The organism is Paenibacillus pinihumi DSM 23905 = JCM 16419 (assembly GCF_000422505.1).
In the GTDB taxonomy this organism is placed as follows: domain Bacteria; phylum Bacillota; class Bacilli; order Paenibacillales; family Paenibacillaceae; genus Paenibacillus_D; species Paenibacillus_D pinihumi.
In genome coordinates, this window is the sequence record NZ_AULX01000020.1 from 1 (window position 1) to 17,492 (window position 17,492).

Annotated in this window: 19 protein-coding genes and 1 pseudogene; 5 read left to right on the top strand and 15 right to left on the bottom strand. The window is 40.8% G+C overall.

Going from position 1 to position 17,492, the window contains the following annotated elements; translation table 11 throughout:
* A partial coding sequence (locus H583_RS32030) for a helix-turn-helix domain-containing protein (protein WP_036708653.1) occupies positions 1-239 on the bottom strand: 239 nt, incomplete at its 3' end.
* A 227-nt stretch (positions 240-466) separates the two neighbouring features.
* On the opposite strand from H583_RS32030, the gene H583_RS0105825 reads away from it, so the two are divergent.
* The 3 genes from H583_RS0105825 to H583_RS0105835 are packed head-to-tail and all read left to right on the top strand — an operon-like array spanning position 467 to position 2,963.
* A complete protein-coding gene (locus H583_RS0105825) occupies positions 467-1,207 on the top strand; it encodes a metal ABC transporter ATP-binding protein (protein ID WP_425414501.1) in 741 nt (246 codons plus the stop codon).
* Positions 1,204-2,046: a metal ABC transporter permease gene (locus tag H583_RS0105830; protein WP_081667005.1), complete on the top strand. Its 843-nt coding sequence runs from the start codon at positions 1,204-1,206 to the stop codon at positions 2,044-2,046. The genes H583_RS0105825 and H583_RS0105830 overlap by 4 nt, the downstream gene beginning before the upstream one ends.
* Positions 2,043-2,963: a metal ABC transporter substrate-binding protein gene (locus tag H583_RS0105835; RefSeq protein WP_028559652.1), complete on the top strand. Its 921-nt coding sequence runs from the start codon at positions 2,043-2,045 to the stop codon at positions 2,961-2,963. Before H583_RS0105830 ends, H583_RS0105835 begins: the two co-directional genes overlap by 4 nt.
* A 94-nt stretch (positions 2,964-3,057) precedes the next feature.
* Here the strand turns inward: H583_RS0105835 and H583_RS35145 are convergent, their stop codons facing one another.
* The gene (locus tag H583_RS35145) at positions 3,058-3,936 is read right to left on the bottom strand and encodes a GNAT family N-acetyltransferase (protein WP_051236065.1); all 879 of its coding nucleotides are present in this window, start codon (positions 3,934-3,936) and stop codon (positions 3,058-3,060) included.
* Positions 3,937-4,179: 243 nt separating this feature from the next.
* Between H583_RS35145 and H583_RS0105845 the strand changes: the two genes are divergently transcribed.
* The gene (locus H583_RS0105845) at positions 4,180-5,415 is read left to right on the top strand and encodes an RNA polymerase sigma factor (RefSeq protein ID WP_028559653.1); all 1,236 of its coding nucleotides are present in this window, start codon (positions 4,180-4,182) and stop codon (positions 5,413-5,415) included.
* Between the two features lie 159 nt (positions 5,416-5,574).
* Here H583_RS0105845 and H583_RS0105850 read toward each other — a convergent pair whose 3' ends face one another.
* The 7 genes from H583_RS0105850 to H583_RS0105885 all read right to left on the bottom strand — a co-directional run bounded on the left by H583_RS0105850 (position 5,575) and on the right by H583_RS0105885 (position 11,366).
* Positions 5,575-6,951 carry a UDP-N-acetylmuramoyl-tripeptide--D-alanyl-D-alanine ligase gene (locus H583_RS0105850; protein WP_036708656.1) on the bottom strand — a complete coding sequence of 459 codons (1,377 nt, stop codon included), beginning with the start codon at positions 6,949-6,951 and terminating at the stop codon, positions 5,575-5,577.
* 131 nt (positions 6,952-7,082) lie between these two features.
* Positions 7,083-7,601 carry a hypothetical protein gene (locus tag H583_RS0105855; RefSeq protein ID WP_028559655.1) on the bottom strand — a complete coding sequence of 173 codons (519 nt, stop codon included), beginning with the start codon at positions 7,599-7,601 and terminating at the stop codon, positions 7,083-7,085.
* A 66-nt stretch (positions 7,602-7,667) separates the two neighbouring features.
* Positions 7,668-8,216, bottom strand: a complete 549-nt coding sequence (locus H583_RS0105860; RefSeq protein WP_028559656.1) for a hypothetical protein — start codon at positions 8,214-8,216, stop codon at positions 7,668-7,670.
* A 73-nt stretch (positions 8,217-8,289) separates the two neighbouring features.
* Positions 8,290-8,865 carry a DUF4256 domain-containing protein gene (locus tag H583_RS0105865; protein ID WP_036708659.1) on the bottom strand — a complete coding sequence of 192 codons (576 nt, stop codon included), beginning with the start codon at positions 8,863-8,865 and terminating at the stop codon, positions 8,290-8,292.
* Between the two features lie 279 nt (positions 8,866-9,144).
* Entirely contained in the window at positions 9,145-9,567 is a 423-nt protein-coding gene (locus H583_RS0105875; RefSeq protein ID WP_028559659.1) for a DUF1259 domain-containing protein, read from the bottom strand.
* A gap of 54 nt (positions 9,568-9,621) precedes the next feature.
* A complete protein-coding gene (locus tag H583_RS0105880) occupies positions 9,622-10,041 on the bottom strand; it encodes a DUF1259 domain-containing protein (RefSeq protein WP_028559660.1) in 420 nt (139 codons plus the stop codon).
* 443 nt (positions 10,042-10,484) lie between these two features.
* Positions 10,485-11,366 carry an AraC family transcriptional regulator gene (locus H583_RS0105885; protein WP_028559661.1) on the bottom strand — a complete coding sequence of 294 codons (882 nt, stop codon included), beginning with the start codon at positions 11,364-11,366 and terminating at the stop codon, positions 10,485-10,487.
* 153 nt (positions 11,367-11,519) lie between these two features.
* Between H583_RS0105885 and H583_RS0105890 the strand changes: the two genes are divergently transcribed.
* The gene (locus H583_RS0105890) at positions 11,520-12,419 is read left to right on the top strand and encodes a DMT family transporter (protein WP_028559662.1); all 900 of its coding nucleotides are present in this window, start codon (positions 11,520-11,522) and stop codon (positions 12,417-12,419) included.
* A 97-nt stretch (positions 12,420-12,516) separates the two neighbouring features.
* Here H583_RS0105890 and H583_RS0105895 read toward each other — a convergent pair whose 3' ends face one another.
* From H583_RS0105895 to H583_RS37500, 6 genes and pseudogenes are all read right to left on the bottom strand, one after another.
* Complete coding sequence (locus H583_RS0105895) at positions 12,517-13,086, bottom strand: SF0329 family protein (RefSeq protein ID WP_028559663.1); 570 nt, start codon at positions 13,084-13,086, stop codon at positions 12,517-12,519.
* Positions 13,087-14,262: 1,176 nt separating this feature from the next.
* Positions 14,263-14,505, bottom strand: a complete 243-nt coding sequence (locus H583_RS36495; protein WP_154665808.1) for an FAD-dependent oxidoreductase — start codon at positions 14,503-14,505, stop codon at positions 14,263-14,265.
* 79 nt (positions 14,506-14,584) lie between these two features.
* Positions 14,585-15,211, bottom strand: coding sequence for a type 1 glutamine amidotransferase family protein (locus tag H583_RS0105910; RefSeq protein WP_028559665.1), 627 nt, complete (start codon positions 15,209-15,211; stop codon positions 14,585-14,587).
* Positions 15,212-15,323: 112 nt separating this feature from the next.
* Positions 15,324-15,666: pseudogene (locus H583_RS37495) on the bottom strand (pyridoxamine 5'-phosphate oxidase family protein).
* A gap of 123 nt (positions 15,667-15,789) precedes the next feature.
* The gene (locus tag H583_RS0105920; RefSeq protein ID WP_036708663.1) at positions 15,790-16,590 is read right to left on the bottom strand and encodes a Cof-type HAD-IIB family hydrolase; all 801 of its coding nucleotides are present in this window, start codon (positions 16,588-16,590) and stop codon (positions 15,790-15,792) included.
* Between the two features lie 521 nt (positions 16,591-17,111).
* Positions 17,112-17,327 carry a type I CRISPR-associated protein Cas7 gene (locus H583_RS37500; protein WP_028559667.1) on the bottom strand — a complete coding sequence of 72 codons (216 nt, stop codon included), beginning with the start codon at positions 17,325-17,327 and terminating at the stop codon, positions 17,112-17,114.
* Positions 17,328-17,492 lie beyond the last annotated feature (165 nt).

Consider the following 17,492-nt stretch of genomic DNA (forward strand, 5'->3'; position numbering starts at 1 on the left):
TATTTCTCCTTGTACAAGGTCACCACCCGTTCCTTGATTTCATCCGCCAGCGCATGGCTCGGTTTCCGACCCCGGTTTCCATGGGCAAGTTTTTGTGCGCCTCCTGTCTGGTAGTTTTTCTTCAACCGGATGACCTGGCGCTGCGTCATCCCCAAGGCTGCCGCTCCCTCCGCATTCGTCATATGTCCCTCAAGAATCTTCTCCACTACGTGTACCTTCTTCAGTTCGGCTTTTGTCAACGTAATTGTCTCCTGTCCCATAGTGACATTATCTCAGAACAGTTATGGGATGACATTATCACAGACGAATAACATAAAAACGTGAAAAAGTATTGACAGAAAAGCAATACGGGTATATATTGAAAACAAAATGTTTCCCTAGGTAAAAACTTTAGTACAACTTCATATTTATTTTCTTTGGGAAAATAAATTGTTGTAACGACAAAAAAAGAGGCGATCCATTTATGATACAAGTGAGAAATTTGAATGTCGATTATTTTGGCAATTCTGCTCTCCAACAACTCGATATCGATATCCCGCTCGGATATTCCGTTGGAATTATCGGGCCTAACGGAGCAGGCAAATCCACCTTTATCAAAGCACTGCTGGGAGTCATTCCAAGACGGAGCGGAACTATTCTTGTCAACGGGACGGACATCTCGCAAGTCAAAAAAGACATTGCGTATGTTCCCCAAAAAAGCGATGTCGATCTTACATTCCCGATCACTGTAAGGGACACCGTGCTGACCGGAACCTATCCAAAGCTGAGGCTGTTCCGCAGACCCGGCAAAAAGGAAAAAGAACATGTCGAGCGCTGCATGGAAATGGTGGACATTCGCGACCTTGCCCACAAACAAATCAGCAACTTGTCGGGCGGCCAGCTTCAACGGGTATTTATTGCCCGGGCGCTTGCCCAGCAGGCCAGTATCTTTTTTCTGGACGAACCGTTTGTAGGTATTGACCTGGTTAGTGAGAGAATTATTGTTGATCTTCTCAAGAAGTTACGCAAGGAGGGAAAAACCATTCTTGTCGTTCATCACGACTTGCATGAGGTCGAAGAATACTTTGACAAAACCATCATTCTAAATAAGAAGTTAATTGCGTTTGGCGATGTCGATACCACGTTTACAAGCCACAATATTCAATCGGCATATGGCGCTTCTCTGGGGAATGTGCAGATTAAAGGTTTGGGGGGTGTCCAGGCATGATTGAATGGATGGCAAATATGTTGAATGTGCCGATTTACGCCCTGAATGCCGGTCTGTCCGCCATCATTTTGGGTGTCGTATCCGGGGTGCTGGGAAGCTTCATTGTATTGCGCAAAATGTCCTTGATGGGCGATGCCCTCTCCCATGCAGTTTTGCCCGGCGTGGCGATTTCATACATTCTGGGAATCAACCTGCTGCTCGGGGCGTCCATATTCGGGCTGCTGGCTGCCGTATTGATTCAATTTATTACGAATCGCAGCACGATTAAAAGTGACACGTCAATCGGCATCATTTTAAGTTCATTTTTTGCACTCGGCATTGTCCTGATTACGTTTGCCCACAGCGGACTTGATCTGACCCATATCCTGTTTGGCAATATTCTCGCGGTTCCCAAATCGGAATTGCTGCAATCCTTTATCATTATGCTTATCGTCATTGCTGTCGTCAGCTTATTTTACAAGGAGCTTCTGATCAGTTCATTCGATCCGGTTGTTTCCAAAGCCTACGGACTAAAGACCAACTTTTATCACTACCTGTTAATGATGCTCTTATCCGTTGTGACGGTCTCCTCACTGTCCCAGGTCGGCATCGTGCTTGTTATAGCCATGCTGGTTATACCAGCCGCGACGTCTTATCTATGGACCAATAAACTGCTGCACATGATAATATTGGCCTCTGTTTATGGCGCAGCATGCGGTGTGGCAGGAGTCCTGATCAGCTTTACTTATAATTTGCCGACAAGTGCTACCATCGTTCTCGTCGGTGTAACGGGCTTTGGTATTTCCTTTATCATTTCGCCCAAAAACAACTTTTTTAAGAAGGGATTGAAAGTACATTGAAGAAAAATGCAATCTGGATCATCGCCTTGATGGCAGTATTCGTATCCGCATGCTCCAGTGGAAACAATGCACCCGCAGCCTCGGACGGAAAATTGAAAATTGTGGCAACCTATTCGATTATCGCCGATATGGTGGAGAATATCGCCGGAGACAAGGCTGAAGTATACAGCATGGTTCCTATTGGCACAGACCCGCATATGTATGACCCACTGCCTAAGGATACCCAGAAAGTTTCACAGGCTGATCTGGTCTTCTACAACGGTCTTAACCTCGAAACGGGGAAAGGCTGGTTCCAAAACCTGCTGGAGGTTACGAACAAAAAAGACGTTGCCTTTGTCGTATCGGAAGAAGTCACACCGATGCACCTGACTGAAAAAGGCCAGGAATCAGAGGAAGATCCGCATGCCTGGCTCGACATTCAAAATGGGATCAAGTATGTCGATGTCATAGCCAAAAGGATTATCGAAGCGGACCCGGACAATAAGGACTATTACCTGAAGAATCAAGCCGATTATGTAGCCAAACTTGAAGAAACCGATCAGTACGCCAAACAGGAAATTCAGAAAGTACCCGAAAACAAACGGATATTGGTTACCAGTGAAGGCGCATTTAAATACTTTTCCAAAGCCTACGGGTTTCAAGCCGCTTATATCTGGGAAATCAACACCGATAACCAGGGAACTCCGGACCAAATGAACCGGATCGTTGACATTATTAAAAGCAAACAGGTTCCTGCCTTGTTCGTGGAAACAAGCATAAACCCAAAGACGATGGAAACCGTCTCCACTGAAACCGGCGTTCCGATTCATTCAAAAATCTTTACGGACTCCCTGGCCAAAAAAGGCGAGCAAGGGGACACTTATATCACAATGGTCAAATGGAATATTGATAAGGTTATTGAAGGTCTGACACAATAAATTTCGAGGAACAGAGCAGCTTTTAACAGCGGCTCTGTTTTTTAGTAACTAAATACGAAGCCCAGCCGCGGAGTCTCAAAAAGATAATCACGGATTAATAATTGTCAGGCGGAGCACTTAATCTTGTTTCCGGCCTAAAGTATTTGATGTAGTTATGATAAAATGCCGTTTCTTTAAACCCGAGACTTTCATATAAGTTTTTTGCGAAATTACCTTTTACTACTTCCAGTACGGCCTTATCTTCCCCCCTGCCAACAATTTCATTAACAAGAAATTGAACAAAAGGTCTTCCATACCCTCGTGATTGATGTTCAATTGAAACCGCAACGATGCTTATTTTATTTCCATCGATTTTTCCTATGGCTACGATTGTATCATCAACAGTCATGACAAACATATTATCTTTATTCTTGGCAAACTGTTCCCGCTCCCATTCTACAGGGGTATAGAAATACGACGGGTACATACCTACACGCTGCCGCATATGGTAAAATGCCAATTCGCAAATCCGATCCCACGCCAAGTAATCCTCATCATCATAATTTCTGACCCTGATGTCAGCCTGAGGAAATAATTCTCCGGTACGTTCCATAATGTAGGATGAGAAATACAAGCGGTACCCCTGGTTCTCCAGAAGCTTAATAGAATCATCCGAACAATTAATAAATAGGGTATGCTCTACTTGTTCATTATGTATAAGCATTTTTTCATATTCTGTTACAAGTATGGAGCCGATGTTCATTGCATCATGCTCTTTGCTCACATAAAGCGTTGCCTGTGGTTTTCTGCCGAAGCCGTTAAAGGACAGAAATCCTGCAAGCACCGTATTTACAGAGGCTACCAAAATATTGTCCTTATTGCTTGCTTCATCCTTATAAAAATTAGTCAATAGATCTTTGCGGTTGAGCAACATATGTTCAATTCGTTCTCTATCTCGTGGAGGCTGATATTTTTCTATTAAAATTCCGTTCATTCGCTCCCTCCTTTTACTTCCATTATTAACAGGTTCTCTAGAATACCAATTTTATAAGGAAAAGTCCAGCACCTTCAGGATAAATTCCTTCCGAATCTGTCTGCCTGTTTCTTCAATAAATGTGGTACAGTACAATATTTAGGGAAACAATTGATATCACCTCAAAAAAACTTTTCAGCCGCTTGTGGCTTTTTACCCTTCTGCGGTGTCTAATCCTATGCAAGATCAAGAGGAGGTTCAGATATGTCCGGCGCCTATGACAACCGCCCTGTTTATCCGGATGAACAGAGCAGCATCCAACGATTTGAAAACAACTGCGAGCAATACCGCAGCAGAATCCGCAGCTATATTGCGCTAAAATTAAATGCAGCGGCAGCGGAGGACTTGACGCAGCAGGTGTTCCTGAAAGCCTTCGAAAACCTGCATACGTTTAAGGAAAACTCGAGTTTCTTTACATGGATTTTTAAAATCGCCGAAAACACGGTGAAAAACGAATATCGAAGCTTAGCTCGAAAAAAAGAAATGCCTTATGATTTTACAAGCTATGATTCATGGTCCGTCTCCCTTGATTTTGCCAAGTATATCGAAATTCGTATAGATATCAGCTCGGCGTTAAACAAGCTCAGCGAACTGGATCAGCAGATTATATCGCTCCGTTTTTTTCTGGACTGCACCTTGCAGGATATTGCACGTATCGTCAGCATGCGTGAAAGTGCCGTAAAAAACAGGCTGTACCGTTCGCTTGAGAAACTAAGAAAAGAACTGAAAGAGTGGGGTGACCTTGCCGTTATGTCAATACTGGATATGATTTCTATTGTGAGCAAAAATGAGGGCAAAGACTCGAAAGAGCATCAGGATCAGGTGCATCAGGATCTGTTCAATGTTCTGAAAGAAAATGTGGAACGGATTTCGTCCAAATTCAAGCATCGTCCTTCCAATAAAATTATTATTGAAATGTACCCGGATCTTCCGACCTTCCATCAAGCGGTTGGTGAGGCCGACGCACCGAATTGGTTCATGGGGACGATCGAGGGCAACCGCCTAAAAATCGTATCTCCCCTTAATCCTGGGCCGGAGCATACGTATCAATCGATTATCAATTCGACCTTGCACCTGTATACGATGTGGCTGATTGAAGATATTAATGCCCAGGCGCCGAAATGGGTGCGTCAAGGGATTGGCGGCTACGAAGCGAAGCAAATGACAGAAGCGTTCATCGCAAATACGACAACAGAAGCCGTTCGCCGCGGGAATATCCCGGCCTTCCATGAATTCAATAATGATACGTGGGATTTCGAGACGATGCTGGGCTTCCAATATTCCTATTTAATCGTGGAATTCATCATGGAAAATTACGGACTGGATGCGCTGAATCAAATTATCCGGGCGCCTCATGATTTCACTGGTGTCTTCAATCGTTCAGAGTCCGAGCTGCATGAGCAATGGGTTTCGTATATGAAAACCAAATTCAATATTTAATTGAAAAGAGCTGTCTTCCTTGTAGCAAATAAATCTGCTTGGGGGAGACAGCTTTCCTCTATTTATTCAGTACGCTAGTAATGGAGCAGGCGTTCGTTATCATGCCACTAATCCATCATGGTATCCCCGCCCGGTGTTTCAATTCGTTGCTTTGGAACATTATAGCATAAGAAGCTGTTCAACAACTTCCTCAAGCTTCAATCCCCTGGAGCCCTTAACCAATACAATTGAATTTGGTTGTATGATTAATTCTATTGCTTTCGCAATTTCTTCTTTCTGCCGGAATGCTGTCACATGCCCTTTTGGAAAAACTCCACTTGCCTCCAGTGCTATGAATTCAGCAAGTTTTCCGACTGTGAAAACGTAATCTACACATCTGGGGTCTAACAATCGCCCAATTTCCTGATGGAACCTGGTTTCGTTTTCCCCTAATTCCAACATGTCGCCTAAAACTACAATTTTTTGATTGTATTCGGAAAGTTTCTGAAAGGTTTCAATTGCACTTCTCATTGAAGTCGGACTAGCATTCCACGCGTCATTTATAATAGTGAAGCCGGATTTTGCTTTAGACTTTTCCATTCTCATACCCGTTATTTCGAGTTCTTTCAGACCCTTTGTTATGTTATCGCTGGTTACTCCCAAATGCTGGGCTACTGCAATAGATGCAAGTGCATTATTAACATGATGTGCCCCTAATAAAGGAAAACTATAGGGATGATCATTTAACACGAAGGTTGTTCTGTCAGACAAAACAGAAATTGAATCTGCAAAATAATCGTTCTGATTGGCCGTTCCAAAACGAATGAACTTAACGGATTCATGGAAGTGAAGCTTTTTCACACCCTCCTCCAACAACTCCTCGTCACCGTTGAAGACAAGTACACTATTTTCAGGCAAACCATTTGTGATTTGCAATTTTGCTTGGGCAATGTTTTCCCTTGATCCGAAATTGGATATGTGAGATTCACCTATCATCGTCAACACTACAACATCCGGCCCGGCGATGCCTGCTAATCGTTCCATTTCTCCGGGGTAACTAATCCCCATTTCCAAAACAACCACTTCAGCGTCTTGACTCGTTTCAAGTAACGTTAGAGGCAATCCGTATTGTCCATTCAGATTCCCTTTTGTCTTGTGTACTTTAAAAGTAGTGCTCAGTATGGAACTCATCATATCTTTCGTTGTTGTTTTTCCATTGCTTCCGGTTATTCCGATTATGATGGCGTTTAATTCCGTGCGGTATGCTTTAGCTAAAGCTTGTAATGCAATGAAAGTATCCTCGACAATAATTAAGGGAATTTTCGGAGGAGGATTTGGATGATTGCTTTGCCACAAAGAAGCAACTGCACCATTGCCTATTGCGTGTAAAATATATTTATGCCCATCATCATTCCTGATAATGGGTATAAAAAGATTACCTTGTTGTGTTGTTTTGGAATCAATGGACACGCCATTAATGATTATCGTTTGAGAATCGGGAAGCCATACTTTTCCTGATACCATCTTTGCAATATCATTCAAGTTTTTTTGTATCAAAATATATCCCCTCTCTATGTAATTCAACAAAAAAAGTGGATCGTCCATTTTGCACCTTGAATTCATTGATTACGGCTGAACTATAAATCATCCAGCATCAAATTGTATGATGCGTTATCGTTGGCCTGTAGTTATAAGTGGCGCTTATAATACATTTCAAAAGATGCTTTGGTCTCCTCGTACGGAGGAATATTCAAAAATTCAACTTGTTCAATATTCAAATGAAAGAAGTCTTTTGCTAATATTTTTATAATGTCTTCAATACTATTCATATCCCAATCCCTTGATAACTTTGACCAGACATAAATATAAATTGGCTTGTGCCCTTTGGAATTTATTGGAGCAAGATGAGGCACTTGGTCTGAAAGATCTTCCTCATCCCTTGGGTATATATAACTATATCCTACATCCAAGTCACTATTTAAAAACTCTTCAATTTCATCACAGAATTCTTTGTTCTCATTTCTATCAAGTTCGTGGTTTAACACATAGGTAAGAGAGGCCTGTGTATTTAAATCAAAGTATCCTAAAAAGGTATGTTTCTCCTTGTCTGAATATAAGGTGATTTCATCATTACGACTTTTGTCACAAAATCCATATACGCCATACCAAAATAGGGAGTGGCGGACATGTACATATATCGTTTTCATAGTATTCCACTAGCCTCATGTTCCGTTATTCGGAAAATTGAGTGAACAATCCTTTAAAAACCAGGATCAAGGAGCAAAGACCTCCGGATTATCGTTTCGCCAAGCCCCGATACAACCGATTAAACAGGCGGTGTAGCTTCTCATTCTCATTTGGGTCTCACTGTAAGCATATTCAATTGCGATATTGATTCCCGGCTTACGCCATGCTAGAAGACGACCGGAAAATCCAGGCCATTCACATTCTTCATCCAATTCAGGTTGCCCATATGCTTTTACCGACTCAATCGGTGTTGAACTCATCATAATTCCTGCGGGAAGGTTCCCGGGAAATGGAGATTTAATTCTGTCATCTGACCCGGGCGCCAGAAAGTGTATGGCTCCAATAATCCATTCATCCTGATTCGTATATCGGAGTCCGGTTAAATCATTTATTTTTGGCATGCGATAAATATCGATGCGGATCGATGATTTTACAGACCATATAATATCGTCGTTGAAATAACTGTTCGGGGCTGGCATTCTCTTGACACCAAAGGATTGCAGCACAGATTGGACATTCTTAGCGATATATGGATGTCCAAGCATTTCAATGAGCTGTTCAGATGCTTCGTTCATTCTTATAACCGTTCCTTTCAATCGCTCAAGGTGCGCAACGAGTTAAAGTCATTGCTGCCTTCAGCGAACTTTATTAGATCCTCAGTGCGCCGCGGAAGCCTCTTGCAGCATAGTAGGATTCTGCTCCATTGTGGTACACAAAGACTGTGTCATAGCGGCGGTCGCAAAAAATGGCCCCGCCGAGTTTGCGGATATTAGCAGGCGTGATGACCCAGCTCGATGTTTTTGTATCAAAATTGCCAAGCTTCTGCAGCTCCCGGTATTGTTCTTCAGTCAGAAGCTCAATGCCCATTTCAGCTGCCATTTCAATCGCATCATTTTTGGGTTTATGTTCTTTCCTGGACTCCAGCGCTTCACGGTCGTAACAAATACTTCTGCGCCCTTTAGGACTTTCCGCTGAACAATCATAAAAGATATATTCACCCGTCTTACTGTCATGGCCAACAACATCCGGCTCTCCGGAAGTTATTTCCATTTGATGAAGCGACCATAGCTTTTCAGAATTTGCTGCGAGCTTTGCCTGTACATCAGCCCATTCAAGACCTTCATGACGGTTCATGTTTTTCTCAAAACGGGCTTTCAATGACTTAAGTAGTTTTTCATGCTCTTCCGGTAACAGCTCCTTGCCGCTATCGCTTTTTTTACTCATGTTCATTTCTCCTTTCAAGATTTGTTGTTATCTAATTCTATCATTAAGACTACTGCTTTCAAAGAAGTGTCTTCTTGTTGCTTTTCGTGAAGCGGATTCAAATCGGGCAACAAGCTTTTTCCAAAAATAAGATAGAATTTCTGATCACAGTTCAAAAAGACACGGAAAAACAATTCCGCGCCTTTCAGAAGCAATTACGTTGTTGTAGTTACTTTCTCTTGTTATCCAAAATACAGATATTCACCTCTAGGGAGCACTTTATATGAATATGAATCAAAATTAACCTAAGAAAGCAATAGACCGTTTCACTTTCCTTGCAAATGCAATGGGATTATCGATCGACTCCCAGTGAATATACATAAGACGCGGGTTCTCAAACAGCCAATGATTATGGACTGCTGTTACTTTGATCCCGTTCTTACGAAGGTTTGACAGCAATTGATTAACTTGATTCTGGAAGAGGGCGGTTTCCCCTAAACAGAGTGCGCGGCCTGAACTGTCCAGTGATTCAAACGAGAACAGCTGATAACGAACTAATGGTGATGTGGTACGTCTTCCTAAAATTGTCGCGTTTATCTTTCTATTTCTGGAAACAAAACAAACTGGACCTTTTGTAATTTCATGTTCTGTTCCACCTAAAATCGTTGAGAATTGGTTACATAGTTTTTTAAAACGAGGACTTGCTTTCACTTGAGCTACCATAAGATATCATCCTTTCGTAATATGATATGAATACTGTTTCATCGCTTAGCCCCATTAACCCAAAAATGCAATGGATTCCTTCGTTTTTCTAGCAAAAACAATAGGATTCTCAATGGCTTCCCAGTGCAAATACATTAAACGAGGAGTTTCATTTAGCCAGTGATTGTGAAGCGCAGTCACTTTTATCCCACGTTTACGGAGATTCGATACCAATCGATTAACTTGATTTTGATGTACGGCAGTCTCGCCCAAACAAAGTGCGCGACCCGACTTATCAAGAGATTCAAACGAAAACATTTGCATTTGAACCAAAGGGGAATGCGTTCTTCTTCCCAGGATCGTCGCCTTTAAGTTTGTCATTCGCATGACAAAACAAACCGGACCTTCATCAATTTCCGATTCACCGCCAAGAATTTTTCCGAATTGGGTACAAAGTCTTTTAAATCGAGGACTAACGCTCACTTTTGCCGCCATATAAAGCCTCCTCTAATTATTTTCGAATAGTTTATGATCAGAGAAGTAAAGGTGTATGGGTAAAACACCATGGTACAAGTATAAGGTGTAACTTTAGGCTCCAATCACGCCATTAACTAAGTCAGTCCGTCCGCTTGCTCCGTTTGCAGCCTCCTCTAAAAATCTAAGTGTTATTGCTGTCTCTCGTTTCTCCAAAAAAGAAAAAGCCGAGGGGAAATCAGGTCAAACCTGAATTTCGTCGGCTTTGTGGTAATCCACTTAAATGTCCATTCGCACCGCAGTATTAGAGGAATATTCCCGGTCTAATCAAACACTCTCATCATACGCTAATAACCTGAAGTGGATAAATAGGGAACAAAAATATAATCATATTGATACCGTTGAAGAATGGATTCTGTCATCGAACGGGCAACCTCGAAAACGGCGTACATTACTCAATGAAATCAACCCTTTAAACTCCGATATTCTTTAGGCGTCTTATTATAATGTTTTTTAAAAGACTGAATGAAGTGATTAACATGATTGAAACCGACTCTATTAGCTACTTCTGTTATTGTAAATTCAGCAGAGTTTAATAACTCAGCACTTTTTTTGATCCGGTACTTAATTAAATAGTCATAAGGAGTCATATGAAGTGTTTTCTTAAAACTTCGGGTGCACTCCGAAACACTAAGATGTGCAGCATCAGCTATTTCTTGTAAAGACAAGTTATTCGCATAGTTTTGATGGATATAACTGATGATTAGTTGAATACGTTCTTGCTGCTGTTTGATGTGTTTAGGCGATTCCACCGTATCCAGGGAAATATTTGTTATCATAATCAACCATAACTGTACGGTCATAATAGAAACCTCATATTCCCAGCCCCAGTGTCCTTTAACGTTGAACTTATCCTTTAGCCCCCAGAGGATCTCCAACATCTTACTTTCCCATTCTGTCCCCGGTCTGATTATTAGCGGCAAAAATAAAGAGTTCGTATAAGGAAGCACATAATTTTTTTCCATATTACTGTCTGAATAAAAAGCAAGTAGCTTCTCCGGAAAATTAAAGCTTACATATTCACTATTTTTAACAACTTGTTTGGATACGTGCAATGCTCCTTTATTTATAAAAATAGCATGTCCAGCTTCCAGCTCATGAGTTACACCATTGACTTGCATAACAATCTTCCCTTCAGTAACCAAAGTAAACTGAAGTTCTTCATGCCAGTGTAATTCATTAAAGCCTCTCCCCTGTGGAATGCACGTTAATGAGGTTATGGTATACATGGCATAAGGAAAAGACATATCGGGATAATGATTGATCTCATGCAGTTTATTAGCCAAATAGATCCCCCTTTCAAATATGACGATATATCTATACTTTATAAGGATATTCTTGCAGAATTATAGTAATGATGATGGTATTATTATATCCTGTTAAGTGTTCCAAATGATATAGGCCTACACAGAAACCAAACATATAAGAAAGAGGTAACCATGAAATTAAATCATTCCAACACGGTAGTCCATCCATATATTTTGCTATTTATAAGTATTCTTGCTATTGCCATTTCATCAATTATGATTAAATCATCAAATACGCCCCCGTCCGTTGCAGGAATGTATAGATTATATATAACTGTACTAATCATGCTTCCTTTTGTGTCATGGAAAAGGCTTAGATTATCGCGATTAACTCTGAGTGACTGGAGCCTTGTTTTATCGGCAGGATTTTTTCTCGGATTGCATTTTTTATTTTGGATGGAATCTTTATCTTACACATCGGTAGCAAGCTCAATGGTTATTTTGACCCTACAACCCCTGTTTGTAATGATTGGGTCCTATTATATGTTTAAAGAACGAGTAAATAAACGAATGGTGTTAAGCATGATAGCGGCCGTATTCGGTTCTATCATTATAGCTTGGGGAGATATAGGAGTCTCAAGAGAAGCATTGATCGGAGATGCACTTTCATTATTGGGGACTGTTTCGATTGCTGCTTATATGCTGGCAGGACAAAAAGTGAGCCATAAAATACCGGCTAATGTATACAGCGTTATTGTATTTTTCATTGGTGGCAGCGTCATGCTGATATACAGCCTCATGAACAATGCTTCTTTGACAGATTATAGTTCCTCTGACTGGATGTATTTCGTTTTACTTGCCATAATTCCCACTATATTTGGACATTTTATATTTAATATGCTGCTAAAATCAATCGGTGCAACTACTGTTTCTGTTGGCGTTATAGGTGAACCTGTGCTTGCAATCATTCTTGCATACTTTATCTTGGGCGAAGCTGTCACCGCTTCTCAAATCATTGGAGGATTTTTGGCGATAGCGGGAATGGGATTTTATTTTTGGGTTAAGTCTAAAGATCACTCTCGCTCATTTTAATAAGCCCAGGGCAGCCAATTATTAGGCTGCCTTCTGTTGTAAAATTCATTGGGGGCAATTAAGTTTCAATGATTCTAAAGAAAAAGTTGTTTGTTTTTTATAACGTACTAAGCCGGAGTTCATAAAAATACTGCACAATGGGATGCTTTAACTTCATCTTATCGGACATGCTTAAAATTCGCTTTTTCCCAACTCGTCTATCTACCAAAGCTAGAATATTCAACAAAATATCCTTGCTCTCTATACTTTCCTCTATCGAGGCAGATAAAAACTTGGTAGCTACAACTGCAAAGTTCGATTTACTAAGTGTTGACTGTGCTGACAAGAGCTCCTTTGCCAATTCAGATCGTTTTTTACTTGCAGCCATTACTTTTAGACGATCCTCAGGAACTTTCCCATTCATAGCTGTTCTGACGGCTTCGATTTCTTCATCGCTGACAGGAATCTGAATTTCGGAATCTGTCTTAACTTCCTGCTCCGTCTGATACCATTTGATCAAGGTGGTTGCATCACTCATATTAAGTATGTTTTTTTTGTCTAGCGAAATATAACAAATCCCCGCTTTATCAGGTAAGTAACGGTAGCTGGTTGAACGATATTCCACCCTTCCATATAACGCAGGACTAAGAAAACTCTCCAGATTTTGCTTCATTTTGCTCCAGGACATGTAATCCTCCTCGTTTATTTTTATCGGCTCAAAACCGAAATTAGCAGTTGACGAATGCAAGTGAACGTAGAATGTAGTAGATAAAATGGAAAAACATCTGTAAATCCAGTATTGTTGTAAGTCCTACCCCACAACAAAATAGGGATTAACAGATGCCAATCCAGTATACCAACGAACTGCCCGGATTACCAGAGCTACAACTTGATAAATTTGTCGTCGTAAATGAGCAAGAGGTTCATCAAGTTCGACTGTTGTCAATGTGATGATCTCATGTCGTAATAGCAGTTGGGTTGACAATCTCAATAACGGTAATGTCACATATATTAATGTAGGCGTAGATGGCTATGCTGATACCAGAAGTGATATGATTTATGCGGGAGTTTAAGCAGTATTAACCTGCACCTCGTATGGAAAGTGTACAGTTGACAATTTACTTAAACATTCAACATGATAAACAAAATAAGCGAGGTATTGAAGGATGGTTAAAAAAAATCTTTTTACTGGTTTCACAACTACACTATTCCTTATTATCCTGATCATTAATTGTGTCATTGGCTACTATTCGAACGCTATTAACTCACAATTAATCATTATTTCGTTTTTTGCTACCTGTGTAATTACATATGTGAACGTAATATTATTCAAAAAGACGCTTAGATATCAGATGTCCGCTCTACTTACAAGTTTATTAGCGCTAATCATTTTAGTGATGATTACATTTTCTCAGTCACCAAGATATACATACATTGAAGCAAAAGATATTGTAGTAAATGATTTAACTGACGATAGCACCTTTAAATACATAGATTCAAGCACTAAAACAATCCGGTCTGCCCAAAACTTAAATTTCTTCATCAACAAAGGATATGTCATTCATTTACTTGTAAATGAGGAAAGTAAATCTTTCTTTTTCAATCCGATTAACGGCAATTATATAGAAATATTAGAGAATGTAAATATTACATTCTCTAATCAGAGTGTCGAGAAACCCCCGTTTTTTTAAAACGTTGGGTTTCTCTTTTGTTTTTTGAGCGTTCAGGAGGCGAACGAGAGGTGGGACATCCCCTTCATCCTCCCTTCTCGAGGTGGAGGGCGGTCTTTCGCTTGAATATGCACACGATAAAGCAACGCCACAACTGCTGCCATAATACATGGCGATCGGATCCAGATTCTGCTTCATTTTACTCCAGGACATGTAATCCTCCTTAACGCTACAATACCATTGGTGAACATACCGGCAATCAGCTCCACCTTGTTCGGATAGGTAACAAAATCACCTGCCGCGTGGATACCCGGAATATTGGTAAGCATTTGGTCATCTACCTGCATGTTCCACTCGTGCATATTAAGCCCCCAATTACGGATCGGACTGTAATCGCACCTCATCCCGTGACTGACGACCACCAACAACGGTAACATGCTCATTCTGCTTAAGTTATGCGAAACATTAAATCGCCACAAAAGTGGTGATTTTTGATGACTCGTGCACCTATGTAACTCATTGGATTGAATTCATTAACTCATAGAAATATTTGGATTCATTAGTTTTATTGAGACAATACCAGGCATCTAATGTTTTTGAAGAAAACACATCCAAAGCTTTTAAGACATGTACAGAAAATTCTAAGGGAGCTATTCCGGATGCAGTGATCAAATTTCCATCAGTTACAGCAGACTGCTTTTGGTAATACTTTTCACCTGTGTAAGTCGGACAGATCATTTTAAGATATTCCAGATCATTACTTGTATGCCCACATGAATTCAGCAACCCTGCCTGGGCAAGTCCCACTGTAGCACCGCAAATCGCTGCAACTAATTTATCTTCCTGCAAACATCTCTCAGCAATTTTTAAAATGGGCTGATGTATGGTTTCCGTCCATGTATCTCCACCGGGTAAAATCAATGCATCGACGCTTCTAATATTGCACTCATCCAGTTTGATGTCAGGCAGTATTTTCAACCCGCCCATTGTTGTTACCAGAGATTTTTCAATTCCTACGGTAACTATTTTTGATGGAGCCAGCCCCTGTTTATAATATCTCCCAGAGTTCAGTTCGGCAGTTACGTAACCTGTTTCCCAATCGGACATAGCATCAAACACATAAAGATATACCGTATTATTCATTTGTCAGTTCTCCTTATATACATCATCAAGTAACAGCAACCATCCATTAGTAATGAATGGTTATCATGATAATAAAACAACTTCACTGACATCTGTTGTCAGTGAAGTTGTTTTATTTGGTCGTATTCCTCGGCGTACGCACCACTTTTTTCAGTGTCAGCTCTGATTCACGCTTCATTAGCAAGATGTTCGATATCACCGATCCCGATGTTTCTTTAACCGGATTTTCTTTCGCTGTAATATGACTGGGCTCGACCCGGTACACCTGTACCGGTCCACATGCCGTGAAACAACCTCCGGGTCAGCACTCATGACCCGATTCCGTCTTCCCCCTGTTGCACCATGAAAATACAGCTTGTCATTGAACCAAACGAAATTAAGGGAGCAACATAAGGCATTTGACCATCAACCATTCCAAGATTCCCAATTCGGGCTTACTTCAGAAAAGCCTCGATTTTGCTTTTTCTAAGTTAGTATAACAATTAATGGAGTGAACTAAAAATCCATAATTATGGATTGATAGCAATCCAAAAAAAGAGATTATCATGAGGTCTGTTTTGATGTAAGCCACCCCGCATTCAACTTTTCATTACAAATTTCTCAATTGCCACCGCGACTCCATCATTATCATTTGAATCGGTTACGTGGGCTGCACAGTTCTTTAGTTCAATTATCGCGTTGTCCATTGCGACCGGAAATCCGGACATATGGAAAAGGCCTAAATCGTTAAAGTCATCCCCGAATACCATTACATTTTCTGATTTCACCCCGATATCGCTTAACACCCGTTGTACAGCTTTTTCCTTTGAAGCTGACTTATGCATAATTTGGACCAATACGCCTTCATCAGTTGCGATTACGTTTACATGATCACTGAACTGCTCGCAAATATCCCTCCATGTGCTGCATTCCAGAACCAATATTTTAGTCGGGGAAAGAGTATGAATATAATCTTTATCAACAACCTGGGGTTTCGGATCGTTCGGGCGAATACCCAATTGAGCGCATTGGGAGTCGGGAACTGGCCTACACGTATACCATAAATCATTAACCTCATATGAAATGATCGACTGGGGCATGCGTAACTCGATAAAGGCGTTAATCTGTTGACTAATCTCCATGGGAATACTGATGTGCCGCTCATTTTGTGCAGATTTGCATGTAACTAAAGCACCGTTGTAATAAACCATGTAGTCTACAAAAGGGAACATCTTCAAAAATTGATTAGCCGCTCTAGGCGGCCGCGCCGTGGCAATAATAATATGAATGCCAGAATCAAAACATCTTTTAACAGCTTGATAATTTCTGGGAGAGATCGCTTTATCACTACTGAGCAAAGTTCCGTCCAAGTCCAGTACAATGGCCTGAATATTTGACATCCATATTCTCCTAACAAAATAAGTTAAATTGGAGAAATAATACTACTTAATTAAGATGTCGTCAACAAAAAGTTGTATTTTCCTGCCTGCTAGCTTAATAACGGAACCTAAGTGTACACAAACATAAAAACCATGTATATTACCAGCTGTCCTTTTGCCAAATTAACTTACGTTCTCCAGATCTTTGATTTACCTCCTGAGAATAATTGCAGCTATTCATTTGGTATTGCTATATCTAAATTTCAAGTAGGAAAATGAAACCTTTAATTTCCGGTTAGAACAACTAAAAGCTTGAGCCGCACCGGCTCAAGCTTTTTTTTATTTCGAAGGTAAATATGACTTTCCATAATCATTGCCTTTCCAGCAACATACAGTACTCCTCCCCCCCTTTCGAGCCTTCAAAACAGGGGGGATACCCATGCTATTTTCGTTGACTGAAGTGATGATGTCCGACATCTTCTTGCTATCTTCGTTCTACCCAAAAGAACTAATGATCTTATGCAGCGCTACTCCCTCAGGCATCACCTCATCAAAAATAGCTTGATAGTTTTTATATGATCTTGCGACCGTACCTTTATCGATTCTTGAATATCGACCTTCTCAAATAATTGACTGGATGGAGCATTGCCGAGACGGCTTTCATGGGCAAATACATACAAGCCACGACATGCCATTCGGCCGCGTGCTGCCGAGTGGTCTAAATCCCACAGATTGTCTTTCTCCTCCCTCGGGTGCATTTAAGCAGATGAATCCTACCTGAAATAATCATTAATAGGACTGACTCCACATCGTTTGAGTAGTGGTGGCCGACATAAAGATGTATGGGTAGTCCCACCCTATTTTGCGAGGTGTGCATCCGCGCTTGGCAAGCTACTCCTGCAATGTACCTATGTCCAATGCTC